This is a genomic window from Candidatus Thermoplasmatota archaeon, from assembly GCA_018814355.1.
Classification (GTDB): domain Archaea; phylum Thermoplasmatota; class Thermoplasmata; order UBA10834; family UBA10834; genus COMBO-56-21.
On record JAHIZT010000131.1, the window covers coordinates 1 to 23,939 of the forward strand.

The 23,939-nt window shown below is 55.6% G+C and carries 21 protein-coding genes and 1 rRNA gene; 15 read left to right on the top strand and 7 right to left on the bottom strand.

What is annotated here, in order from left to right:
* A 16S ribosomal RNA gene (locus tag KJ653_10080) occupies positions 1-122 on the top strand; the annotation flags it as partial.
* Between the two features lie 200 nt (positions 123-322).
* On the opposite strand, the gene KJ653_10085 is transcribed toward KJ653_10080, so the two are convergent.
* Entirely contained in the window at positions 323-1,912 is a 1,590-nt protein-coding gene (locus KJ653_10085) for a hypothetical protein (protein MBU0686175.1), read from the bottom strand.
* A gap of 421 nt (positions 1,913-2,333) precedes the next feature.
* On the opposite strand from KJ653_10085, the gene KJ653_10090 reads away from it, so the two are divergent.
* The 6 genes from KJ653_10090 (at position 2,334) to pyrG (ending at position 8,480) form a co-directional block, all read left to right on the top strand.
* The gene (locus KJ653_10090; GenBank protein ID MBU0686176.1) at positions 2,334-3,359 is read left to right on the top strand and encodes a 4Fe-4S dicluster domain-containing protein; all 1,026 of its coding nucleotides are present in this window, start codon (positions 2,334-2,336) and stop codon (positions 3,357-3,359) included.
* A complete protein-coding gene (locus tag KJ653_10095) occupies positions 3,356-4,258 on the top strand; it encodes an FAD/NAD(P)-binding protein (protein MBU0686177.1) in 903 nt (300 codons plus the stop codon). Before KJ653_10090 ends, KJ653_10095 begins: the two co-directional genes overlap by 4 nt.
* The gene (locus KJ653_10100; protein ID MBU0686178.1) at positions 4,239-5,030 is read left to right on the top strand and encodes a hypothetical protein; all 792 of its coding nucleotides are present in this window, start codon (positions 4,239-4,241) and stop codon (positions 5,028-5,030) included. The genes KJ653_10095 and KJ653_10100 overlap by 20 nt, the downstream gene beginning before the upstream one ends.
* Positions 5,027-6,313, top strand: coding sequence for a Ni/Fe hydrogenase subunit alpha (locus tag KJ653_10105; GenBank protein ID MBU0686179.1), 1,287 nt, complete (start codon positions 5,027-5,029; stop codon positions 6,311-6,313). The genes KJ653_10100 and KJ653_10105 overlap by 4 nt, the downstream gene beginning before the upstream one ends.
* A complete protein-coding gene (locus KJ653_10110) occupies positions 6,268-6,783 on the top strand; it encodes a hydrogenase maturation protease (protein MBU0686180.1) in 516 nt (171 codons plus the stop codon). Before KJ653_10105 ends, KJ653_10110 begins: the two co-directional genes overlap by 46 nt.
* Positions 6,784-6,869: 86 nt before the next feature.
* A complete protein-coding gene (gene pyrG / locus KJ653_10115; protein MBU0686181.1) occupies positions 6,870-8,480 on the top strand; it encodes a CTP synthase (glutamine hydrolyzing) in 1,611 nt (536 codons plus the stop codon).
* Between the two features lie 12 nt (positions 8,481-8,492).
* Here the strand turns inward: pyrG and KJ653_10120 are convergent, their stop codons facing one another.
* Complete coding sequence (locus KJ653_10120; protein ID MBU0686182.1) at positions 8,493-12,128, bottom strand: GAF domain-containing protein; 3,636 nt, start codon at positions 12,126-12,128, stop codon at positions 8,493-8,495.
* 149 nt (positions 12,129-12,277) lie between these two features.
* Between KJ653_10120 and KJ653_10125 the strand changes: the two genes are divergently transcribed.
* The gene (locus KJ653_10125) at positions 12,278-12,904 is read left to right on the top strand and encodes a translation initiation factor IF-2 subunit beta (protein ID MBU0686183.1); all 627 of its coding nucleotides are present in this window, start codon (positions 12,278-12,280) and stop codon (positions 12,902-12,904) included.
* Positions 12,905-12,912: 8 nt separating this feature from the next.
* Here KJ653_10125 and KJ653_10130 read toward each other — a convergent pair whose 3' ends face one another.
* Complete coding sequence (locus tag KJ653_10130; GenBank protein ID MBU0686184.1) at positions 12,913-13,815, bottom strand: PhzF family phenazine biosynthesis protein; 903 nt, start codon at positions 13,813-13,815, stop codon at positions 12,913-12,915.
* A 90-nt stretch (positions 13,816-13,905) separates the two neighbouring features.
* Here KJ653_10130 and KJ653_10135 point away from each other — a divergent pair, with 90 nt between their 5' ends.
* From KJ653_10135 to KJ653_10145, 3 genes are all read left to right on the top strand, one after another.
* On the top strand, positions 13,906-14,826 hold the full coding sequence (locus KJ653_10135; GenBank protein ID MBU0686185.1) for a hypothetical protein: 921 nt from the start codon (positions 13,906-13,908) through the stop codon (positions 14,824-14,826).
* Positions 14,827-15,145: 319 nt separating this feature from the next.
* Positions 15,146-15,817, top strand: coding sequence for a metallophosphoesterase family protein (locus KJ653_10140; protein MBU0686186.1), 672 nt, complete (start codon positions 15,146-15,148; stop codon positions 15,815-15,817).
* 37 nt (positions 15,818-15,854) lie between these two features.
* A complete protein-coding gene (locus KJ653_10145; GenBank protein MBU0686187.1) occupies positions 15,855-16,256 on the top strand; it encodes a 30S ribosomal protein S8e in 402 nt (133 codons plus the stop codon).
* 29 nt (positions 16,257-16,285) lie between these two features.
* Here the strand turns inward: KJ653_10145 and KJ653_10150 are convergent, their stop codons facing one another.
* Together KJ653_10150 and KJ653_10155 are read right to left on the bottom strand one after the other, a co-directional pair.
* Positions 16,286-17,632, bottom strand: coding sequence for a TldD/PmbA family protein (locus tag KJ653_10150; protein ID MBU0686188.1), 1,347 nt, complete (start codon positions 17,630-17,632; stop codon positions 16,286-16,288).
* Complete coding sequence (locus KJ653_10155) at positions 17,629-19,044, bottom strand: TldD/PmbA family protein (protein ID MBU0686189.1); 1,416 nt, start codon at positions 19,042-19,044, stop codon at positions 17,629-17,631. The genes KJ653_10150 and KJ653_10155 overlap by 4 nt, the downstream gene beginning before the upstream one ends.
* 119 nt (positions 19,045-19,163) lie before the next feature.
* Here KJ653_10155 and KJ653_10160 point away from each other — a divergent pair, with 119 nt between their 5' ends.
* Positions 19,164-19,463: a signal recognition particle protein Srp19 gene (locus KJ653_10160; protein ID MBU0686190.1), complete on the top strand. Its 300-nt coding sequence runs from the start codon at positions 19,164-19,166 to the stop codon at positions 19,461-19,463.
* 2 nt (positions 19,464-19,465) lie between these two features.
* On the opposite strand, the gene KJ653_10165 is transcribed toward KJ653_10160, so the two are convergent.
* Entirely contained in the window at positions 19,466-19,756 is a 291-nt protein-coding gene (locus KJ653_10165; protein ID MBU0686191.1) for a DUF211 domain-containing protein, read from the bottom strand.
* A gap of 144 nt (positions 19,757-19,900) precedes the next feature.
* On the opposite strand from KJ653_10165, the gene KJ653_10170 reads away from it, so the two are divergent.
* The gene (locus KJ653_10170; protein ID MBU0686192.1) at positions 19,901-21,337 is read left to right on the top strand and encodes an NAD(P)H-hydrate dehydratase; all 1,437 of its coding nucleotides are present in this window, start codon (positions 19,901-19,903) and stop codon (positions 21,335-21,337) included.
* A 20-nt stretch (positions 21,338-21,357) separates the two neighbouring features.
* Positions 21,358-22,035, top strand: coding sequence for a metallophosphatase family protein (locus KJ653_10175; GenBank protein MBU0686193.1), 678 nt, complete (start codon positions 21,358-21,360; stop codon positions 22,033-22,035).
* A gap of 39 nt (positions 22,036-22,074) precedes the next feature.
* Here the strand turns inward: KJ653_10175 and KJ653_10180 are convergent, their stop codons facing one another.
* Positions 22,075-22,776, bottom strand: a complete 702-nt coding sequence (locus KJ653_10180; protein MBU0686194.1) for a hypothetical protein — start codon at positions 22,774-22,776, stop codon at positions 22,075-22,077.
* 527 nt (positions 22,777-23,303) lie between these two features.
* On the opposite strand from KJ653_10180, the gene KJ653_10185 reads away from it, so the two are divergent.
* Positions 23,304-23,627 carry an HNH endonuclease gene (locus KJ653_10185; GenBank protein ID MBU0686195.1) on the top strand — a complete coding sequence of 108 codons (324 nt, stop codon included), beginning with the start codon at positions 23,304-23,306 and terminating at the stop codon, positions 23,625-23,627.
* Positions 23,628-23,939: the final 312 nt, after the last annotated feature.

The following is a 23,939-nucleotide window of genomic DNA, read 5'->3' on the forward strand; positions in this document are numbered from 1 at the left end:
AACCATCCGAGTTGGGTTCAAGTGATGATGCCTCAACCTGGGGCGTTAGAACTTGGGTTCAGCAAGGGGGGTTAAGTCGTAACAAGGTATCTGTAGGGGAACCTGCAGATGGATCACCTCCTACGCAAAACCGGAGGGGAACTACCCCTCCACCAAATATTGGTGGGGTTCCAAGCACCTAAGACAAAAGCAATCTATCATCGAACGTCCAGCGATATTTTTTCTTCAAATCATCGATATAGCGCACAGCTTGCGCTCCGTTTCGAATCAAAATGAAGAAGAATGGAAAAGGGTTTTGAATGGTTCGGGCGCTCTTGCTTATCTAAGGCTTCTTCCTGCTCATCATGAACATCAGGGCAAGCAGCACTAGTATGACGATCACCAGCACGACGTTGATCATGGCATAGGTACCCGCTGTGTCCGCCTTCTTATCGATCCGGTCCTCCTGGTCCTGCATGGCGTCGAGCTGGGTCTGCAAATCCGCTAACGACGCGCTTAAGGCTGCGATCGTCATCAATATCATCGTGACATTCCCGTCTGCGGCAGCCAGCTGCGCCTGGAGGGTCGCAATCTGGTTCTTGAGCGAGTCCATCTGCTGATCGAGGGTCTCACCCACAACGATCACTAGAGACATCCTCTGCTCTGGAAGTGTCGTTCCTCCATTGTCGTACTCCACGCCCATGTACGGGAGTGACACTGTGTAGGCTCCTGCAGCTATCCCTTCAGGGATGGCCATCTGGAATCCGAATGTCACGTCAAAGGTTCCCTGGAACGGGACTGAGCTGTAGGAAATCCCAGTTCCTGACACTAGCACAGCGTTACCGTAGTAGTATTCGGCAACCACGTTCGCGAAGTCGATGGAAACGGTCACCATTACTGTCCTTCCGGTCTGCACAGTCGTCGGCGCGACCGATGTTGAGATGGACATAATCCGCATCTCCTCAACACCTTCGAACACAGTGCTAGCGTCGTTGCCACCTATCGCCAGAATCCTACCGTCGTCAGTAGCTGCTCCGCCCAGGTACCTCGACTTCATGGTCATGTCGGGACCGTCGTACCAGGCTTTCTCCCATGAGTTGAAGTAGTAGGTCCAGTTGTAGCCCGCGTCAACGTTGGTGGAACCCACTCCGCCGCCGAACGCATAGATTAGACCATCTACGCCTCTGACAGCAGCCAGGGTCGCGGTAGCCAGGGGCAAGGGTGCCACTGATTCCCAGCTGCCCCAGGTGTAGTAAATATTCACGGCGGCTGTGGTTCCAGTTGCTGTATTGCCTCCAATATAGCATAAGTAATATCCAGCGCTGACAACAGCGCCCGCTTTGACACCCACCGGCATGTTCGCACCAGTACTCCATCCGTCTGTCGCAGTGTCGTAGACATTCACAACGTTCGAGTAAGGCATGCCAGGAGTCTCTCCGCCGAAGACATAGATCATGCCATTGTCACCTGCGCCGGCCTTCGCCTCCCAGACTCTCTGAGGGACAGGCGTTCCGCTACTCCAGGTATTCGAATTGATGTCGTAGATTTGTGTGTAGTCAATCGCGCCTGTGATGCTATCCCAGCCGCCGAAGACGTAGACCTTGCCATCAAAGTAGGCTCCTGCCGCGCCACGAGAAGCATATGGCAGGGGCGCGAGGTCTCGCCACTGACCCGTGTCAGGGTCATATGAAGATACGTTGTTCACGGCGACATAGCCTATCACGTTCACGCCACCGATCACATACACCAATCCATCATCGTCCTGGACGACGACAGCTTGTGAATGCGTGTCGTTGAGCGGTGAGGCGGGCGTCCACTCCGCCACAATGGCGGCCTCGGCTGGAGTCGGGATGACCCTAAGAGAGAACATCGACATCAGCAGGACGAGCCCCACCACTATTCCAAGTCCAAATCTTCCTTCATTCCTTTTCATAGATTCACCTCAAGATGAAAACGAGTCCTCTGACTGCATCCATCCCTTGGGCGTCTAACCCGAATCGCTATTGACCCGAACCAATATAAGTCCATCGGTATCCGTGGCCAATCCCCCTGGCTTGCACAGATCACGGCGGATTTCTCTCAAGAATGGGATCATGACAGATTGACGGACATTGCCGAATTCTCGTGATATGGACGAAACCCTTTGCTTTCGGAAAAACATCAGCCGAGTCCTCGATTCTCCAAACAATCGTCAATAGGGACCCCGCCACATCAACAAGTTTTCAACCCCGTTTCCGAATGTTTTTATACCTCGGCAGATTACACTGACCTCAGCTGTCGTTTCTGCGTCTGGCCGAGCGAGGGACCGGGGATGCAACGACGATGGTGATACTTGAGTCTAGGGAAGAGATACCATGATGATTCTGAAGATGAAGAAGGAGGACCTTTCCGTCTTCCTCGACTCCGTCAAGGAGTGGGGAGAACTCTGGGGTCCGACGAAGAAGGGAGACAAGGTGTCCTACGCGAAGGTTGACTCGCTATCGCAGATGGATCTGAAGGCGACGAGGACCATCATACCGCCAAAGAAGTTCCTCTATCCGCCTAGGTTCACGATGTTCGACTACGACGAGGATGGCTTTGTCGAGAGGCGCGGTGACGTGCCGCGGAGGATCCTGTTCGGAATCCACCCCTGCGACATCCATGGCATACTCATCATGGACAAGCTATTCCTAGAGACGTACAAGGACCCATACTACGCTGAGAGAAGGGAGAAGACCTTGCTGCTAGGGCACAGCTGCATCCCCGATGACAAGTGTATGTGCATGGCGACCAATACTGATTTCATCGCTGAGGGGTTCGACCTGTTCTTCACGGACCTCAAGATGTTCTATCTCGTCAGGGTCGGATCGACGAAGGGACATGACCTTGTGAGAATGAAGCCGGACCTGTTCAGCAGGGACCTTGGCAAGAACGAGATCCTCACCTACAATGAGTACAGGAATTGGAAGAACTCCCAGTTCAAGAAACAAATGGATTTCACGGGCATGCCATACATATTCGAGCTAGGATACAACAGTCCTGTCTGGGACCAGCTTGGGGACAAATGCCTCTCGTGCGGTCAGTGCTCGATGGTCTGTCCGACATGCAACTGCTACAATGTGGTCGATGAGGTGGAGCTCGGAACCGTCGAGGGTACGAGGGACCGATTCTGGGACAGCTGCATGTTCAGAGAGTATTCCCTTGTTGCTGGAGGCGGCAATTTCAGGGACAAGAGAGCCGACAGATTGAGGCTCTGGTATACTCACAAGTTGCAGGCGTACATAGGGGAGTTCGGAAAGCCGGCGTGTGTCGGCTGCGGAAGATGCGTCGATACATGTCCTGTGGAGATCAACGTGGTCACCGTCTCGAACGCCCTCAAGGAGCAGGAGGTGGGCAAGTGAAGAAGATGTGCGTGGTCCTTGATGAAAAGGAGGTGGACGACAACCCCTTCACCCCGGACACGTGGAGGATTGTTCGGAAGTACCCGCTCATTAGCGACGTGAACTTCTTCCAAGCGAGACCCGTTGATGTCGACGAGGCGCTGAAGTTCGACTACCTGCCGGGGCAGTTCGTGATGTTGTCAATAGCCGGGGAGGGTGAGGCGCCGTTCTGTATCTCTTCGTCCCCTTCGAGACCCGGGTTGCTGGAATTCTGCATCAGGAATGTGGGAACGCTCACGAGCACTCTCTTCGGGCTGAAGGAGAACCAGACAATAGGCATACGCGGCCCGTACGGCAACGGCTTCCCCATCGAGAAGATGGAAGGCAAGGACATCTTGATAGTCGCAGGCGGCATGGGCGTCGCCCCGCTTCGCTCGCTGCTCCTTTACGTACTTGACAATCGGGACAAGTTCGGCAAGCTCACCTACTTGCACGGCGCCAGGAACCCTGGCGAGATGCTGTTCCGGGAGGAGTTCATGCAGCTGAAGGAACGCGATGACCTCCACTGCCTGCTGTCCGTCGACAAGGATGACACGGGCAAGTGGACGGAGAAGGTTGGCGTTGTCACGACGCTCTTCAAGGATCTCGGACCGATTGATGCCAAGAACACGGTCGCGGCGGTCTGCGGCCCGCCGATCATGTACAAGTTCGTAATGCAGAACCTCGTCCAGCTGGGAATTCCAAAGCACCAGATACTGATGACGCTGGAGAGGAGGATGAAGTGCGGCGTCGGCAAATGCGGCCATTGCGCGATCGAGTATCTCTACACGTGCATAGATGGTCCTGTGTTCTCATGGTGGGACGTGCTCCACATGAAGGAGCTCATAGGGAGGGGTGCAAGTGACAAGACAATCTCCTAAGGTCGGAGTCTACGGATTCACGGGCTGCGCGGGCGACCAGCTCATGATACTCAACTGCGAGGACCAGCTTGTGGACCTGTTCGGCGCGACCGATATCCGCTCTTTCGTGATGGCGAAGAGCGACAACCACGAGGGCGAGCTCGATGTCGCGTTCATCGAGGGCTCGATATCGACCGAAGAGCAGCTGAAGAGGCTGAAGGAGATAAGGGAGCGCTCGAAGGTCATGATCGCCATAGGCACATGCGCTTGTCACGGGGGACCCCAGGCCATGAAACTGGGAGAGGGCAAGTGGGAGGAGATGTACAAGAAGGTCTACGGGAACGCCAAGATCAACGTGTCGAAGGCGTTCGAAGCTCAACCCATCGATGCCTTCGTCAAGGTCGACATGTACATCCCAGGGTGCCCGATCGACAAGACAGAGTTCCTGGGAACGGTTTCGAAGCTCGTGGCAGGAAGGCACCCGTACCTGCTCAAGGCCCCCGTCTGCCTGGAATGCAGATGGAGGGAGAACCCGTGCATACTCTATGCCGGGAGATTCTGTGCAGGCCCGCTCACCAAATCCGGCTGCGGCGCTGTATGCCCTACTCATAACCTGCCTTGCGTTGGCTGCTGGGGACCGACCGATGACTTGAACGTGAGTTCCGAATACGAGCTCCTCAAGGAGAAGGGGTACGACCCAGATGAGATCATAAAGAAGATCAAGAAGTTCGGAGGCGCACGCGTAGCCCAACTTGTGAAGGACCTCGAGAAGAAGAAGGAGGCAAAAACATGAGAGAACTCAACGTCGAGGCGCTCGCAAGGGTCGAGGGGGATGGCGGGATTACCGTCACGCTCGACGGTAAGAAAGTCAAGAGCGTCACGTTGGATGTGCACGAGGGGCCGAGGCTCATCGAACAGCTCGTCAGGGGCATGACCCCTGCGGACGACCTGAACGTCATCCCGAGGATATGCGCCATATGCACCCTTTCCCACAGGTACTCCGCGATCAGGGGATTGGAGAAGGCCTTGGGGATCAAGGCTCCGGAGAAGGCGCAACTCACTAGGGAGCTCATGATGCTGGGCGAGAACGTCGAAAGCAACTCGCTCCACACATTCCTTCTGGCACTACCCGATTTCCTTGGCTATCCGTCTGCGATCGCGATGTTGAACGACTACGGAGACGATGTCAAGCGCGCTCTGCGCCTCAAGAAGTTCGGAAATCACGTTATGGCCGTGACGAGCGGAAGGATCGTCCACGGAGAGAACCCTATCCTAGGCGGGTTCGGGAAGTACCCCGGCAGGAAGGCGCTCGAGGAGATCAAGTTGAAATCCCATGAGCTAGTGCCTGACGCGGTCCGCGCGGTGGAGCTGTTCGCGTCCATCGACTACCCGACATATCCGGAGGCGGACATGCTGTTCATGTCCGTTGACGCACCGAAGATGCAGTTCGGGTTCGCCGGCGAGTCAATCATCATCTCAAACGGGAAGCAGGCAGATGTCGAGGACTACAAGAAGCTCACGAACGAGAGGATAGTCTCGCACTCGTTCGCCAAGAGGTCGCTGTACCAGGACAAGCCGTTCACGGTCGGCGCGAACGCTAGGCTCATCAACATGGGCAAGCGGCTCGACGGGCAAGCGGCAGATCTGTTCAAGGAGCACTACAACGACAGATGGCTGAAGAACCCGCTCATGAACAACCTCGCCCAGGCGATCGAGATGCTGTGGTCCCTGGAGCACATACCCGACACAGTTGACAAAGTCATGTCGCTGGAAGACCCGCCGATAGAGAAGCCCACCAGGGAGAACGGTTCCGGAACGGGCGCGGTAGAGGCTCCAAGAGGCACACTGTACCACCACTACGACATCAAGAACGGTCTCATCGAAGCCGCGGACATAATCACACCTACAGCACAGAACCTCGATGACATAGAGAGGCACATGAAGCTGACAGCTGAGAGGATGCTCGCTGACGACAAGAAAGACGAAGAGGTCCGGCTCGGGCTGGAGATGGTGGCGAGGGCGTACGACCCATGCATAAGCTGCGCAACGCATCTGGTGACTCTGAAGCGGGTCTGAGAGCTCAACTCGAGGACATCGCGTGCGAAGGCCGCGTGTATGTATTGGGGCTGGGCAACACCGACAGGGCCGACGACGGCGCGGGCGTGCTCGTCGCTCTAGCATTGAAGAAACTCTTTCCTTCATTCTCCTATTCTGAACATGACGGCGTTGAGGGCACAGTGCTGGACATCTCCGAGAAGGAGGAGGTTGCTGCGGTGTTCTTCGTAGACGCCGCCAATCTGAACATGACACCTGGTTCTATCAAGCTCGTGAGGAAAGACGACATCAAACAGACCGAGATAACGACTCATCGGGTCGCTGTTGCCCTGATGGCAACAATCCTGGAAAAGACTGGGAAAAGATCTGCAGTCATCTGCATTCAGCCCGGAAGGATCGAGTTCAGAGGCAGAGTCACGAAGCCTGTTCGCGAAACGATCAGGACCGTCACGAGTGTGCTGAAGGAGCTAATGACGGACAGGGACAGGTGACCAGCCAGGCGCCATCGTCGGTGTAGTCGGCCATCAGGAAAGCTTTATGATGGCCTAGGCCCTTCTCCAAATCCCGTGAGGCAGGAATGAAGGTTATTGTAGTCTCCGGGGGAGTTTTATCGGGACTGGGGAAGGGCATCACGTCCTCATCCATCGGCTGCGTTTTGAAAGCTAGAGGGTTGAAAGTCACCGCCATGAAGATCGATCCATACTTGAACTTCGATGCGGGCACTTTGAACCCGTTCGAGCATGGAGAGGTTTTCGTTCTGGACGATGGGGGAGAGGCGGACCTCGACCTTGGCAACTACGAGAGATTCCTAGACGTGAGCCTCACAAGCGACCATGTCGTCACAACGGGCAAAGTGTACGGAAGCGTGATAGAGAAGGAGCGGATGGGGAACTTCCTCGGGAAGACCGTCCAGATAATCCCTCACATCACGAACGAGATCAAGTCGATGATATCGAATGTCGCCATCAAGGCCGGAGCCGACGTGACGATCGTCGAATTGGGCGGCACGGTGGGCGACATCGAATCGATGCCGTTCCTAGAGGCCATGAGGCAGATGCGCTCTGAGATGGGCCATGAGAACTTCATATTCGTCCATACGACCTTGGTGCCGATTCTGGGCACATTGCATGAGCAGAAGACGAAGCCTACCCAGCACTCCGTGAAGGAGCTCAGGTCCGTCGGCATACAGCCCGATGTCATCGTCGCGAGGTGCGAGAAGCCGCTCGAAGAAGGCGCGAAGAGGAAGATCGCACTCTTCTGCGACGTGCCTATTACCGCGGTGATAAGCGCTCCCGACGCGAAATCGATCTACCAGGTCCCGATATTCCTCGAGGAGCAAGGGCTCACAGACTATCTGCTTGACAAGATGGCGATCAAGAGCAAGCCCGACGGGTTGACCGACTGGAAGAAGTACCTCCGCAAGGTGATGAACCCGAAGCACGAGGTCAGGATACTCCTCGTTGGGAAGTACATGGAGCAGCGCGATTCCTACATGAGCCACTATGAGGCGTTCACGCACGCAGGGGCAGAACTCGATACCAGAGTCAAGTTCCTGAGGATGGAGGCAGAGGACATCGACAAGGAGAATTCAAGACATCTCCTTGCTGAGAGCGATGGCATCCTGATTCCAGGTGGATTCGGTTCGAGGGGCACTGAGGGCAAGGTAGAAGCGATAAAGTACGCAAGGGAGAACAAGGTGCCGTTCCTCGGAGTGTGTCTTGGGTTCCAGCTGGCAAATGTGGAGTTCGCCAGAGGCGTCCTCGGCATGGGGGACGCGAACAGCACCGAATTCGACCCGCACACAGCCCACCCTGTGGTCGATTTCCTCCCAGAACAGAAGAAATTGGCGAAGAAGGGCGCGACCATGAGGCTCGGAGCACAGAGCGTGGTCATAGAGAAGGGATCCATTGCCGAGAGACTGTACGGCGCCACTGAAATCCAGGAGCGTCACAGGCACAGGTACGAAATCAACCCGCATTACATCGACAGGATTCAGGAGAAGGGGTTGAAGTTCACTGGGAAATCACCCGACGGCAAGAGGATGGAGATAGCCGAGCTGCAGGGACACCCGTACTTCATAGGGTCCCAGTTCCACCCGGAGTTCAAGTCGAGGCCCCAGAGGCCAGCGCCTCTGCACTTTGGGCTCGTGAAAGCGGCGCTCGAGTTCTCGCAGAAGAGAAGGAAGTAAACGTGGATTCGCCTAGGTTGCGTTCTCAGCGGGCTTGTTCGCCTTAGGGAGCCCCACCTTGAAGACAGTGCCCTTGGAGAAGTCTCCTTTCACTCTGTCCTCGACCCATATCCTCCCGTTGAACTTCTCGACTATCGTACTCACGATCGACAGGCCCAGCCCGAACCCCTTGATGCCAGTCATGCCAGTGGCGAACCTCTCGAAGACCACATTCTTCCTGTCGTCCGGTATCCCTCTGCCCCGGTCTATGACGGAGACGACCCAGAATTCGCCCTGGGGAGTAACCTCCTCGGAGACCTGAACCTCGGCCCTGACCCTCTTCGCGGTGTCGAACTTGACGGCGTTCGAGATTATGTTGAGGAACAGGTCGTCAAGGTACTGGTTGGCCAATGTGTAATGGGTGTCCGGCGAGAGGTTCGAGACTAAGGTGATCTTCCTTTCCGGTGTGGCCTTTGTGACAGTCTCTATCGCTCCAGCAACCGATTTCTGTATGTCCATCGGGACGTAATCGGTGTCAGCCATCATCCTGAGCTTCGCGAGTTTTCTGATGTTGTCTATGAGGCGAGCGTTGTTCTTGACTTGGACGAGAGCTCGGTCAGCGTATTTCCTCTGATTGTCGTCCAAACGCTTGTCCTGGAGCAGCAACTCGATGTATCCCATGATCCCTTGGTTGAAATTGTTGATGTCATGGGTCATGAGATCGTTCAACAGCGCGATCTCGTTCGCCGCCAGGACCTGCTTCTCGTACAACTTGGCATTCTCCAGAGCGATCGAGGCGATCCCGGCCATGATCTCCAGGACTTCGATGTGATCCTCCGATGGAATCTTGAGATCGTTCGGTTCGTCGACCACAAGATACCCTGTCAACCGGCCGCTCCTGTCCTTCAAGGTCGTTATCAACAGGTCTCGCTCGTGCCAGGCCTCAGGAGAAGCCCTAGGCGCATCGGCCAGCTCAGGGTGTGCTAGGAACTGGAACTGATCGATCCCGAACTGCTGGTCCTCGAACTTGATGAGGTAACTGGACGCGCCTATCCTGAACTTGTCGTTCAAGTCATCAAGGACGCTCTGCCCGTCCCTGGTCGATCCCTTCTCCACCCACTTCGGATATCCGGACATAGCGTTTACCACAAACACATCGCGGGAAGGATTCCAGACACCGATGGAGACTCTCCTGAATCCCAACGATTGAACGATTGAGTCCGTGATACGCTGAAGAAGCCTGTCGAGGTCGTCCATGTACATGACAGAGGTGGTAAGCTCAAGGACTCTGGCCATCTGCTCCACCTTCCTCCTGCTGTCAGCCAGCAGCGTCTCCCTGGTCCCATATAGTTCCGCGTTCTCCACGGCGACAGCAGCCTGACTTGCGAACAGCTGAGCGACCTCGAACTCAGTCGGTGAGAAGCTGGCCTCACCCTCCCTGTAGAGCGTGAGGACACCTATTACGCGGTTCTTGCCAAGGAGGGGGATCGACATCAAGGCTTCGTTCTCCACGGGAGTCCCGGCCACCTGAGCCACTCTGGAGTCGTTCAGAGCGTCGTTGATGAGCTCCGCTTTGCCAGTCTTGGCCACAAAGCCTGTGAGCCCGACACCGACTGCGAACTCCTCGGCCATAATCTCCTTGGCATACTTGCCCTTCGAGAGGATAGGAGTGATCATCATCCTATTGTTATCAACTCGGTAGAACGTAATCCCGTCATACCAGACGACGTTCCTGAGCTTGTCCGCGACCAGATCGTAGACGCTGCTAGTGTCCAGCTGCCTCTGCATGGACAGCGCCGTCTCAAGCAGGGCCAGCTGGGAATGAACTCTCTGGTTGAGCGAGGAAAGAAGATTCGCGTTCTCCAAAGCAATCGCTGCATGATCCGCCAACGACGACAGGAAGAGCGTGTCACTCTTCGTGAAGGGCGTGCCAGCTAGTTTGTTGTAGACATTCACCACGCCGATGCCTCTGCCCTCTATCAGCAGCGGGGCGCAGACGATCGATTTGATGCCGAACATCTCACCGTCGAGCTCGATGGCGTCTGGGTCTGAGAGGTAGTCGTTGACGACCTCGGTCTTGAGCGATCTCAGCGCTCTCCCCGACACGCCCACGTTCGCTTTGAACGACCTCGATTTCAGCAGCTCCTTGCCAAACCTATAGGAGGCGACGAAATTCATAGTCTTCCCAGATTCGTCAATAAGCCCTACCATGGCCTTCTCCGCCTTCAGGAGGTTCGCAGCATCGCGGGCAACCTGATCCAGGATGACGTTCGGCTCCGACCTATACGATATCTGCTTGCTAATCCTGTCGAGGATTGACAGGGCGGTTTCGCGTTCCTTTGATTCGGTGTATACTCGCGCATTCGTGATGGATGTGGCCAGCATGTCGCCAAGCATCTCCATTGTGCTCACGTCGTTCCTAGTGAAGGCATCCTTGATATCACTTTGAACGTCGAGCACTCCAAGAATCTCTCCCCTGTACGTGACTGGCACTGAGAGCTCGGACTTCGTCCCAATCAAATCTTTCCTGACATATCTGGGGTCGGTCTCGACATCGCCGCTGACGAGTGTCTCCCCGAAGTAGGCTGAATAGCCGACTATGCCCTCCTTGAGTTTCTGTCTTAACTCCCTTGGGACCGAGTCCATCTGCCATCCGTAACCGGATTTGAAGTAGAGGTCTCCGCGCTCCTTGTCCATCATCATCATGGAGACATGCCGGTACCCGAACCCCTGGGCGATGGCCTTCGTGAACTCGTCGATAAGCTCATCCGTATCGAGGATAGAGGTCACGACCCTGCTGATCTTGTTTATCGTAGTCAGCTGACTCACCTTGCGGGCCAGCTCGGTCGTCCTCGCCTCCATTCTAGACTCGAGTTCGGACGTGTACTTCTCGTATTCAACCAACTCGATCTTCTGCCTCGTGATGTCCCTGAGTATCCCGACGGCACCTAGGGTGTGGCCCGTATCGCCCCTCACGGGTTTCGCATCGACCTGTGTATAGTACCTAGCGCCGTCCTTCCGCAAGCCTGTCATCTCACCCTGCCACCCGAGCTCGACGGCTGCCTTCATGATTGTCTGCATCGTCCCGGCTGGGGCTCCAGGTTTCGATGCCTCCGTCATGCTTAGTCCGGCGACGCTTTTTTCATCGTATCCAGTGAGACCAACGTACGCCTTGTTTACGTAGATCAGTCGACCCTCAGAGTCTGCGACACATACTGGTTCAGCCATCTGATCGAGGGAAGACATCAACATCCTGAGTTCCGTCTCCATAGCCGTCTTCTCAGTGATGTCTCGCTCCACACACACATAGAAAATCTCGTTCGTGTCGGGGTCGACGTACCTCATCAGGCTTGATTCCCAATGGGCGCCTTGTTCATCCACACCGCGTTCGACAAACGGACCTCTGTCGAAGTCCAGTCCTCCCCGGGCAGGACATCGGGAACAAATCTCAGTGGAGCCCAGAGGCGACTCATAGCATTTCTTCCCTCTGAAATCCCCGATCCTGGATAGGAGCTTCTTGTTCATGAAAACTATCGTGAGATCCTTATCAGCTACAGAGATTCCGTCCGACAAGACATCGAATGCGGAGAACCTGCTAGCCTTACGCTTGAGAGGTCCGCCGACATCCTTGCGGTCATCGGGGGGTCTGGAATGCGTTGGTTTCACCATGGCGACAAGAACCCTGCGACTTGAGATTGCGCGGACTTGTCCATAAATGTTTCTAGAAGGCATCTGTTGACGGGGATCAGAACCCCGTCGTCTCCGCTGAAATGGTCCAGCCCAATAGATTTAACTAGACCATCCACCATGGAACCGCAATGGTCCCTCAGGATGTCTTCGACTACGAGACTCTGCTCGAAAGGGCGAAGAAGAAACTCCCACACACTTTGGAGTCCCATGACAGATTCCAGGTCCCTGAGCCAGATATTATGATCGAGGGCAAGACGACGGTCATCAGGAATTTCGGAGACATCGTGGAGACGCTCAGGCGAGAGCCGGATCACCTTCTCGGATTCCTGCTAAGGGAGCTCGGCACTGCGGGCACGATCGAGGGGCGGAGGGTCGTGTTCAAGGGCAAAGTCGCAACCACTCAGGTTGCAGACAGGATCAAGAGCTATGTCGACGAGTATGTTCTCTGCTCCGAGTGCAACAGGCCTGACACGAAGTTCCTGAAGGACGGCAGAGTGCTGATTCTTGTATGCGAGACGTGCGGAGCCCACAGACCGGTCCATGTGAAGAAGCAGGTCAAGGTCGCTGAGGCAAAGGAGGTCGAAGCTGGCCAGACATACGATGTCATGATCGAGGACGTGGGCAAGAAGGGCGACGGGATCGCTCGCAAAGGGCCATTCATCATCTACATTCCAGGGACGGCCAAGGGCTCTCAGGTCAAAGTGAAGATAGAGAAGGTCTCAGGAACAGTGGCCTTTGGCGTGCGAGCGAGCTGAGCAAGAGCTCAGGGCACCCTCATCCTTGTCCTGAAGGAAATCCTCGCCGAGCCTCCCACCTCTACACGCCTTATCGAATCACCTCTCTTTTCGACCTTGACTTCTATCCTGGAGGGACGGCCGACCCAATGACCCTGTTCCACTACGATGTTCTCAAACCGCTCCCTCGGTATGAACTCGTTCTCAGCCAGATATGCGCCCAGCGCGCCTGCAGCCATTCCCGAAGCCGGGTCTTCAAGGACGTTCGGAGAGGGACGGAAGCATCTTGCGTGTACTGTCGAGCCTTCGTCGAAGACGCCCCAGGTGTAGACTTCGAGTCCCGCGACGTCCAACTCCCTTGACAATGCGGTGATCTCATCTTGGTTTGGCTCGAGCTTTCCCATCACATCGATTGATCGGACGGGGACGAGGAGGTATGGGGAGCCCGTGGACGCCCGGCTCATGGGGAACTCCTCGTGGAAGAGCGATTCTACGCCAATCCCGATTGCGCTGGCCACCTCCTTGACGTCGCCCTCACTTGCGAACATAGGTCTCTTCTGAGTCATCCATGCCCGTCTCGGACCATCCTCATCTCCATCGACGGAGAACGGGAGCACCCCGACCTGCGTCTCCAACCTGTGTCTGCCTCCAGAGATTCTTCCGAACGACTGCAGCTCGGCCAGGCACCAAATGGCGCCAATCGTCGCGTGTCCGTTCAACGGATCCTCTGCGTAAGGATTGAAGTACCTCAACCTCACATCTGCCTTCTTCGACCTCAGAACAAACGCTGTCGCCGGAGAACCTGCCTCTGAGGCGATTCTCTGCATCTGCACCTCGTCCAGGAGGTCAGCGTCGAGCACAACGCTCGCTGGGTTGCCGTTGTAAAGCTCCTCTGTGAACACATCCACTCGGAGCATTTCCAGCTCTGCCACGCATGAGGCACAGGTGTGGAGCTATTTGGAAGTTTTCCGGTCATGGGGTGCACAAAGTATTTCTAAAGCGCGTCGGAATAGCCTGAGCCGATGGAAGCCTCGGTCAGGACCACGGTCATCATGGGACTCGTATTCGCCGTGTCGCAGCTCGGCGCACTGTTCATGGCCTCGGCTTTCCTGGGTCCAGAAGAGCAGATATTCGAGAACCCGAACGACCCCCTCATACCTATCATATACATAGCCCTGGTGATAGGATTCACGTTCGCAGTCCTTTACATAATCAAGAAGCACAGGGAGAACCTCGTTAGGATCATCTTCCTCGGTGCCGTCGCGTACACCATCTTCTTCGTGCTCTTCATCATGCTTGCGAGCATTGTTGCTGGCGTCATCGCGACCATCGCATCCATAGGAGTGACCGCGATCATCACATACTACCTAGTGAAGAAGCCTGAGTGGTATGTGATTGACGCTTCGGGCGTCCTGATGGCCATTGGCGTTACCGCGATATTCGGGGTCTCACTCAGCATCCTGCCAGTAATGATCCTTCTCATCGTCCTGGCGGCATATGACGCGATCTCCGTCTACAGGACGAAGCATATGATTGCTCTGGCGGACAGCGTGACACAGATGAGACTGCCCATTCTGCTCGTGATACCCAAGAAGAGGGGCTATTCGTACATTCGGCAGAAATCCTTGAAGCAACAGCTGGACGAGGGTGACGAGAGGGAGGCCATGTTCATGGGCCTCGGGGACCTGATAATCCCAGGCGTTCTTGTGATATCAGCGTTCAGCTTCCTGCCCAGTGATTCGATCGGGGCCTTGACAGGCAATCTGATCGTTGCGCTGGGGACGCTCGTCGGCGCCATGGTCGGCTTCGCCATGCTGATGAGGTTCGTTCTCAAAGGAAAGCCGCAGGCCGGGCTGCCGTTGTTGAATGGAGGGGCCATAGTGGGGTATGCCCTGTCATACGTTATCGTCTATGGGAGCCTCTCACTTGGCATCACATGGTGATCAAGTCAACTACCACCGGATAGATCCAGTGGCTTGTCCTTCCAGTTTTCGTTTAGGGGTTGGTTCCCCGACGGACGCCCTTGCGGGAACGGAGGACGATTGGCTGGTTGACTTCGGGGATGTCGCCCCTCAGATACCGTCGCAGTATCAGCAGCCTACTCCCGCAGGAAGGTTTCATAGGCATCTTATCCGCCCCGTCATCGCTGACGACTTGCCCGTAGGAGCTACGAGAGTGGATTATCTGAGGGGCTATATTTTATCTGGTGGCGCTCCAATTCCTCCCTCCAATGAATTGGAGGGTCTCCTTGGAGGCGATTTTATGAAAGAGCTCCACATCTTGGTTTGTTCGGACCTGCATGGGTCCCCTGAGGCACTCGACATGCTTGAGGCTGCCGTGTCAGCCGACAAGTACGAGCTCTTGGTTGCGTGCGGAGATTTCACGACCTTCGGCTCCACCGACTATACGAAGGAGTTCCTGAGCAGGATCAGTATCAAGATCCTGGCCGTTCCGGGGAACTGCGACATACCTGATAACGTTGCGGTGCTTGAGCAGGCGGATGCTAGCATACATAACATGAGAGCGAAGGTGGGTGGGTGGCAGTTCTTCGGGTTCGGCGGGGGGCTCCCGACGAACATGGGAATGCCATTTGAGATCGAGGAGAGTCTGATGGAGAGGTCGTTGAGAGCCGTCGCAGTTCCAGAAGCGATCATGGTCACGCACATGCCTTCGTACGGGATGAACGACATCGCGCGGTCCGGAAGGAACGCGGGCTCCAAGGGAATCCTCAGGATTGCGCAAGAGTTCAAGCCCGTGCTCGCACTCGCAGGTCACTATCATGAGTCACGCGGTAAAGTGATATCAAAGGATACGACCTTCGTCAACCCGGGCCCGGCTAAGAAAGGGTTCTATGCCAGCGTGCGCGTTGGAGAAGTGGTAGAGGTCGACTTCCACGAAGTAAGACAGGATACGGCCAAACCCACAATGTTTTAATACCCCTCCCACTTTCACTCACCCCGAGAGGTTATTGATGGCCATTTGGCAAGGCAGACCCAAGAGGAAACCGTCTGGTGGCAGGTTGAGAGCCGCCCGCAAGAAGAGACGGTTCGAAATCGGCAGGGAAAAGCAGTTCACGCACTTGGGCAAGAGAAAGGTCAAGATGTACAGGGTCAAGGGGAACAACAGCAAGGCCCGCCTACTCATGGCCGACGTGGCGAACGTGGTTGACCCGAAGACGCGGGTCATCAAGAAGGTCAAGATCCTTACCGTGAAGACCAACCCGTCAAACCCCAACTACGTCCAGAGAAACATCATGACGAAAGGTGCGACTGTGATGACGGAGATTGGCGAGGCGGTCATCACATCGAGATGCGGTCAGGATGGCGTCGTAAACGCAATTCTTCTGAATCCGGCCCAGACACCTTCTAGCTGATCGGCTCGAACGGCTGGTCCGCCACCAGCTCAGGACGAACGAGTGATGTTCATTCCGGTAGCCCTGGCGATAGGCAGCGTAGAGGGCGGGCTGGCCTCGTCCCACCAATAGACTTCCTCGGCTGCCTTTGACAAGGCGTCGACGCTCTTCCACAGGTTCATCAGGTTGTCGCTCACACGTATGTTCTTGACGGATCCCACTACCTCCCCGTTCTCGATCCTAAGGATCGCGTCCCTCGGGATGGTTGAGAACTCGCCCGTGCTGTAGTTCTGGAACCTGGTGTACCATGTGTTGTTGAAGTAGAGGCCGCGCTTGGTGTCTGCTATGATCTCGTCGAGCTTCCAGTCGCCAGGCGTTAGGACCGGATGGAACGGCAGAGGCTGAGCGGCCATGGCGTTCGCGGTTGGTATGAGAGGTCCGGCACTCGCCGTTGTCTTGGTCTTGAACCTCTTCGCCGTGGAAGTGTTGTGCAGATAGGTCTTGAACACGCCGTCCTTTATCAAAACGTTGCGCCTCGTCGGCACACCCTCGTGATCGTAGGACCTGCGCGAGGTCGATGTGATGGTGGGGTCGTCCACGAACGTGACCTCGTTCGAAGCTACGCGCTTGCCAATCTTCTTGGCGTACATCGAGGCACCTATCTCGACGCTCATTGCGCTCATCATGTGGGAAGTGGACTGCGTCACCGATCCGAGGAAAAGGGGTTCCATGATGATGTCCATCTTGCCCTCCTCCCCCTGGACCGGGTTCTTCGCTCTCACGCCCATCTCGCCCGCCTTCTCGCCGATGCCTCTAGCGTCGAGGTCGGAAAGCTTTGCAGCGCAGCATACGGCATGGCCCGAGGCTTCCGGCTGGACGAACGCCCTGACTGACAAATCAACTGAGGCGCTCTCGTCTGATCCAAACGCGCCACCTGAAGATGCAATTGCATTCCTTCCGTGCCGTACGTAGAACGTTCCACCTATGTTGTTCGCTCCCGCGGATTCCGCTCCTTCGATCGCATCGAGCACGTACTTCGAAGGGTCGGATAGCCCCACGATTCTCTTGTCGATCTTTCCTGGCCTGTACTTGAACTTGCCCTTCGCGATCCCGCCATATATCTTGCTCGGAGGGGCCTTCTTCGCCAGCGCGACGAGTTCCCGAGCAAGGCTGTCTTTGGAATCCAAGGCTCTGAGGTCAGTTGACATGATGCGTCTGCCCACGGCGACGAACAGGGCGACATGCTTCTCGTTCCATGAGTTGATGCAGTCGATCTGGTTGTTGGAGAACCGGACCTGAGCGATCGAGCTATTGATGGCCTCCGTTACGACGTCATCGGCTCCCTCGGCACGGGCGACTTCGAGCACATGCCTTGCGAGTTCCTTGAGCTCGTTCATTTCAGCATCACGCTCCTGAGCCTTATCATGGGCCCACCCATGTCCGTCGCCATGCCCTGCATGGGGTCGCCCTTCCCGCATTCGCCAGACGTCAACACGACCTTCTTGGATGCGGCGTCGATGGCGCCCCAGAATGCAGGTGTGGTGATCTCGAGAATGCACTTCCTTGCCGGACCCGCCAATTCGCCGTCCTTGACGAAGTATGCCTCCCTTGACACGTACTTCTGGTTGAATCTCTTGTCGTCGATGTTCCATTCCGTGAATGAGTGCATGAGGACGCCGTCCTTGACGGAACCGATGAGCTCGTCCTCCTCGAAATCCCCCGGAGCGACGAATGTGTTGCCCATACGTACTATCGGTTCTCTCAGGTAGAACTCGGACCTGGATGCGCCATTGCTCTGGACATTCATCCTTGATGCGCTTTCCCGGTTGTGGAGGAACTCATTGATCAGGCCCTCTTTGTACAGGTATCTCGGTCGTGCCTTGACGCCCTCCTGGTCGTAGGCGTAATACCCATAGGAGCCTTGGACAGTCGGATCATCAATGACGGTCGCATATCTCGACCCGATCTTCTTTCCAATCATGTCCGGAGACACGAACGACTTGCCGGCTTGGGACATCTCGCGGCCCAGAATCCTATCGGCCTCCATCGGGTGGCCGCATGATTCGTGGGCAGCTATGCCCGCGACCTCCGGTCCACAGACGAGGTCCTTAACGCCAGGCTTGACTTTCTTTCCTTTGTCTATCTGCCGCTTGAGCATGCGGACCTCATCCGCAAGGACTCCTTCAAGGGCCCACGCCTCCACATTCTCCCATCCGCCCGTAGCGGCCCATTCCCGGATGGATTGCTCAGTCTCACCTTTGGATGATACCAGATTGTATGACTCGACGACAACCCTGGGAAGAAGGGATCGTATGCGGGAGCCCTCGGAGTTCACGAGCAGGCTCGCGGTCTCGTAATCCCGCTGCTCGTAGTATCTCCCCTGGACCTTCGCTCCAGTCTTCATCACTGCGTTGTCCAAGCCCCTGAGATACTCGAGCTTGTCATCAGTACTCACTTCGACCAGAGGGCGTTTCTGCCGGACTTCCCAGCTAGTATCTATCGCTCGTTCTGATGAAAAGGAGACCGGAGACCTCCGCTTCGCACTCTTGGCCTGCCTGACGGCCTCCTGCACGAGTCTTGCGCCCTCAGATTTTGATATTCTGTTGCTGCTGGAGAAACCGATGCCGTTCGACAACACGATTCTGACGTTCATTCCCGAATCACTAGACTTGGTGACATTGCTGACCTGCCCGGATCTGATCGATATTTGTCTTGAGTTCCTCTCCTCGAGCCGGACCTCCGCGAGGAGAGTGTCCGCCTTCAAAGCAGCTAGGTCTAGAGTCGCCTCCGCAACGTCCTCATCCAACATCGTGCACCTTGGAGCGGCGCATCGACTGTCGGGATATTAAAGTTCGGCCCGACTGCCTGATGGTAGCAGACCGACAAGGTTAGATAGAGGCGCTTCGTTCGCAAGGTCGAGGTCATTAAATGGCCGTTAATCCAGAGAAGGCGATCGTACTCTGGCCCACTTACTTCGACCTAAGGGCGACCAGAGGTGAGGGCCGGAGGGTGCCCAAACGGGATGCCATAGAAGCTCCCAGCGCCCAGATGCTCTTCGAGGCAGTCAAATCGTTGGGATTGGACTGCATACTCGAGCTGGAGAAGTCGTACCCTCGATTCTGGTACAGGAGCGGCGGAAGGGTTTTGGTGGAGCCCAAACTCGGCAAGACTGAGCTGATGGACAAGGTGGCCTCGAAGCTCAAGAACATGCCAAAGCTGAAGATCTGATCCTATCGGTCCTGGGGAGTCCCCACTTCTTCGACCAGTTTCTTGCCTGCGGAGACGCTATCCACTGAGTGGATAACACCTCCACAATCAGAGATGGTCTCCTCGACGCTCTCGAAATCGATGGATGTGCCCTCGATCGTTATCTTGACGCTCTCAGTCTCCCTGTCTACTTCTTCCAGCGTGCAGTTGACACCGGATACTCCGTTCAGGACCCCGATCCTGCGGGACATTTCGATTATAGTCGGATGGTGAGGTTTGAGAACATCCAAAACCAAGCGTTTTATCTCGCTCACTTGACCTATCCCTGCCGGTGGCTGCAGTTAGGAGGTCTGTCTATATATTCCTTTTCAACATTGGTGCCGAGAAAGTGATATCTGGCTGGGGCCAGACAGATGACTTCTCGTCAGGTTTAATACCGCACTAACCAATCCGAATGCGTGGCTAGGTCAGCGATTCCTCCGGAAGAAGTCAAAGTTCTGGACACGAACGCCTCGTATCTCGGCGTGAGGACGATCAATCTCATGGAGAACGCGGGAGCGGCAGTGGCGAAGTATGTACTCAGCATCAGCAAACCCGCATCGAAGCTAGCGGTCATATGCGGAAAGGGTAACAACGGTGGAGACGGATTCGTTGCCGCTAGACATTTGGCTAAACAGGTTCAGACGGACCTCTTCCTGATCGAGCCAGAGCAGGATATCGCTAGCGACATAGCTCGAATGAACCTGGAAAGTGCGAGGGAGAGTCTAAGGCCACTCCCTCACCTCGACACGAGGAAGTACGACATCATTGTGGACGCCATGCTCGGAATCGGCCTGCAGGGGAGTCCGAGGATCCCGTATCCAAGATACATCAAACTACTCAACGACTCGAGAAAGACCATAGTCTCGATCGATGTGCCTTCGGGATGGCCCTCTGACCTTCGCATCAGGTCCGACGTGACTGTGACGTTCCATGCACCAAAGGTGGGCATGAACAAGGAGAACTCGGGCAAGATCGTCGTCGTGGACATAGGCATCCCACCAGATGCCGAGACCTACTGTGGTCCAGGCGATTTCGCCCTACTGCCCAGAAGGAGAAAGGATTCGCACAAGGGGGATTCTGGGAGGGTCCTGGTAATCGGCGGCGGACCGTACACGGGAGCGCCTGCGTTCACGGGGATGGCCGCCATGAGGTCTGGTGTGGACCTCACCTATATCGCGACTCCAGAGACGTCTGCGATTCCAGTCGCCATCTACTCCCCCAGCTACATAGTGAGGGCACTGGAAGGAGAGATCCTTCGCGAGGACCATGTAAAGGAACTCCTGCAGTTCAGCAAGGGCATGGACGTGGTCGCCATCGGTCCCGGTCTGGGCAACGCGCCCGAGACCATTTCGGCGATCCAGTCGATCGTCAGGAGCGTCGACAAGCCCCTGGTGGTAGATGCCGACGCGATAGGGGCCTGCGGCGCGAAACCTCAAATCCTGAAGAAGAAGGCTGGCGTTCTCACACCACACGCCGGGGAGTTCAAGAAGCTCACTGGAAAAACCCTTCCCCAAGACGACCTCGACAAACGTAAGGCGGTGGTCAGAGAGGCCGCATCCAGGCTAAAGATGACGATCCTTCTGAAGGGACCTGTGGACATCATCAGCGACGGCTCCTACATCAAACTGAACAGAATCCACAATGACGCGATGACCGTGGGCGGGACGGGAGATGTCCTCACGGGGATTGTTGCTGGACTGATCGCCCAGAAGGCAACACCATTTGGTGCGGCGCGCATAGGGGCATTTACGGCGGGCCTCGCCGGTGACCTCGCGTTCGAGGAGAAGAGCTACGGTCTGCTCGCCACTGATGTGATAGAGAAGATACCATTTGTGCTCAGAAGGTATCTGTAGCGAGCCATCGAGGCTGACAGATGAAGTTCGCAGTGCTATCAGACATCCACTCCAACCTGCATGCGCTCCGGGCAGCCCAGGATGTGATCAAGGATAACGACGTCGAGATGGTCGTTTGCTTGGGAGACATCATCGGTTACGGGGCTTTCCCCAACGAGTGCTGCGAGATCGTCAAGAAATTGGCAAGACATTGCATCTTCGGCAACCACGAGGTGTCCGTTCTCACGCGTGACACAATATGGATGAACCCGTACGCGGCCAAGGCATCAAAGTGGACGAGTGATGTGCTCAATCAGGATTCTAGAGACTACTTGCTCTCAATCGAACAGTGCGCCAAGTTCGAATCCGCAGGCGCAAGAGTCGCGATGTGTCACGGATCGATAGATAGCGTAGTGGAGTATGTCTACGAGGGCAACACAAGGGATTCGATGCTCTCGAGCGTGGGTGCCGATATTCTGATACTGGGCCACACTCACATCCCCTACATGAAGAAATTTGGTTCAGGCTTGATCTTGAACCCGGGCTCGGTCGGTCAGCCAAGAGACGGAAATCCAAGAGGGAGCTTGGCGCTCCTCGATCCAGAGGCCAGCACGTGCAGCATCATCAGGTTCGATTATGACATCGAGTCTGCGTGGACAGCTATTGTCTCGGGAGGACTGCCCGACTACCTTGGGGAAAGGCTTTTCATCGGCAGGTGAGGAAACAGGTTTGGAAGGCTCTCAAAGGCGAATAACTCGTCATGCGACTATCGTACTGACTGGCTTCTTAAGCTGACGGGTCAAGTAGGCAGTGACGATCTCTGCGAATTGACTCGGCAACATCTCACCACTGAGACACCTGCCCAATGGTTTAGTGAGTTCGGTTGGTAATGCCTGATCTAGCTCGATCTTCGGGCAGACGAATCCCATCGGGCCGTACGGAAGGACGGACGCTTGCTCCGCGAATAGCTCCTCGTCGTCTGGGATATCGTACAGGTCGCGCATGTTCGTGGACTTGCCTTTGTGCCCTTGCATCGTGTTTGTGGCAACATAGGACAGCCCTGCACGCCGACATACCTTGCTCACCCAATGTCGTAGGTAGACAGGGCTCAAGCGTGTGAGCAGATGCTTCGCTTGAAATCTGCGCCATTGAGTCGAGAGGTTGCACGTGCTCATTCCCACGTTGTGTTCCAAGCTTCCGTCTGCCTTTCGATGAGGGATGATCGGGCCTTCAGGCATTGCATCTGGCACGATCTTCTTGAGATCCGCCAACGCCTCACTGAGATCTGGTGGTAGACGCGCTTTCACTGGAGTCATTCTCTTGTTGCCTGGTTCGCGACCACTTGTTATGATCGCCTCTGGCTTCCCGTCCTGCCCGAATCTGACATGCTTCCACCTGAACATGCACACATGCGAGGGCCTCACCCCCAACTGAAAGACCATGAGCAACAAGGATTTCAAGACCGCTTCCTCCTCGCGCTCTATCGCTTTCAGCCATGGCAATACGTCCAAATCTCGTGGACTTTGTCGACTCTGGACTTCGGGTAGTTCGCCGAGATGTCTGCGCGATACTGGGTAGGGCAAGTTCAGCCCTTCCGTCCATACACACTTGAGGCTCATCTATTTGGAGAGGTCTACGAAGACACAAGGCCCCAGGCCAATCAAAAGAAACTGCCAATTACTAGCAACCTAACACTCATCATTGGTGGCAGAGTTGTAACCTTAGACATACCCATGGGCCAGCCCTTCGATCTGATTATGGCTTCAGGGAGAGGTGTTTGTGTTCCGAGTTTGTGGTTGCCACAAGCAATCGAATACTGGCAGACAAAAGTAAGAGCGGATATTGATTCGTTGTCGGAGAGGGCAGAGAGAGTCAGGCGCGAGTTGATTGGAAGATGATATGCGACTACTGTGGGGCAGCGCATCTGAAAGATGGAAGGTGTCCTTTGTGTGGTCATTCAAAGGAAGAAGGAGATGACCACGAATCCATGATGGCAAGCAAGAGCATAACCTATGACAAGCACTATGTCCACCCTCCGGTTCCTGGGATGCAGGGAAGGCCCTCTCCTGACCAAGGACGTTATAGAGATGACGTCTCTGAGTCTCGCAGGATACCAAAGAGCTTGCGGTTTGAAGTGTTGGCCAGAGATGGCTACACCTGCAGATACTGCGGTAGGCGACCTCCTGAGGCCATATTGGAGTTGGATCACATGGTGTCCTGGCGAGATGGTGGCAGGACGACACTAGGGAACCTTGTCACCTCATGCAGGGACTGTAACCGAGGAAAATCCTCAAAGTCGGTAAGCTCCTAGACAATATCATCCGAAGTGAGGCAAAGCCCATAGGGATGGTATGTAGAAGAGATCCTTCGCCTGCGTCAAGAGGCGAAACTACGAATATCTGAGAGGCCATGCTATGCTCGGTCCTAGAGACCAAACATCACAGTCAAGGATTGGACCCCGGGTTTCCTCCTGCACGTAATGAGTGCGACATAGGGATTGGGGCAGATCCCTGACAAATGGACGAAGATGCCATAGTGCGGCACAGACCGCGAATAGAGGCTTGTCCGACAAACCCCTTGATCGAGTCGACGACGGGAGGCAAAAACAAAGAGGATGAAACGC

What these genes read in the sequence shown, in the direction of transcription:
- KJ653_10150 (MBU0686188.1), bottom strand. Translation starts at nt 17,632, where the DNA reads ATGAACGAGCTCAAGGAACTCGCAAGGCATGTGCTCGAAGTCGCCCGT.
- KJ653_10120 (MBU0686182.1), bottom strand. Translation starts at nt 12,128, where the DNA reads ATGGTGAAACCAACGCATTCCAGACCCCCCGATGACCGCAAGGATGTC.
- KJ653_10185 (MBU0686195.1), top strand. Translation starts at nt 23,304, where the DNA reads ATGATGGCAAGCAAGAGCATAACCTATGACAAGCACTATGTCCACCCT.
- KJ653_10145 (MBU0686187.1), top strand. Translation starts at nt 15,855, where the DNA reads ATGGCCATTTGGCAAGGCAGACCCAAGAGGAAACCGTCTGGTGGCAGG.
- KJ653_10175 (MBU0686193.1), top strand. Translation starts at nt 21,358, where the DNA reads ATGAAGTTCGCAGTGCTATCAGACATCCACTCCAACCTGCATGCGCTC.
- KJ653_10110 (MBU0686180.1), top strand. Translation starts at nt 6,268, where the DNA reads ATGCATAAGCTGCGCAACGCATCTGGTGACTCTGAAGCGGGTCTGAGA.
- KJ653_10090 (MBU0686176.1), top strand. Translation starts at nt 2,334, where the DNA reads ATGATGATTCTGAAGATGAAGAAGGAGGACCTTTCCGTCTTCCTCGAC.
- KJ653_10125 (MBU0686183.1), top strand. Translation starts at nt 12,278, where the DNA reads ATGGTCCCTCAGGATGTCTTCGACTACGAGACTCTGCTCGAAAGGGCG.
- KJ653_10135 (MBU0686185.1), top strand. Translation starts at nt 13,906, where the DNA reads ATGGAAGCCTCGGTCAGGACCACGGTCATCATGGGACTCGTATTCGCC.
- pyrG (MBU0686181.1), top strand. Translation starts at nt 6,870, where the DNA reads ATGAAGGTTATTGTAGTCTCCGGGGGAGTTTTATCGGGACTGGGGAAG.
- KJ653_10160 (MBU0686190.1), top strand. Translation starts at nt 19,164, where the DNA reads ATGGCCGTTAATCCAGAGAAGGCGATCGTACTCTGGCCCACTTACTTC.
- KJ653_10155 (MBU0686189.1), bottom strand. Translation starts at nt 19,044, where the DNA reads ATGTTGGATGAGGACGTTGCGGAGGCGACTCTAGACCTAGCTGCTTTG.
- KJ653_10105 (MBU0686179.1), top strand. Translation starts at nt 5,027, where the DNA reads ATGAGAGAACTCAACGTCGAGGCGCTCGCAAGGGTCGAGGGGGATGGC.
- KJ653_10140 (MBU0686186.1), top strand. Translation starts at nt 15,146, where the DNA reads ATGAAAGAGCTCCACATCTTGGTTTGTTCGGACCTGCATGGGTCCCCT.
- KJ653_10085 (MBU0686175.1), bottom strand. Translation starts at nt 1,912, where the DNA reads ATGAAAAGGAATGAAGGAAGATTTGGACTTGGAATAGTGGTGGGGCTC.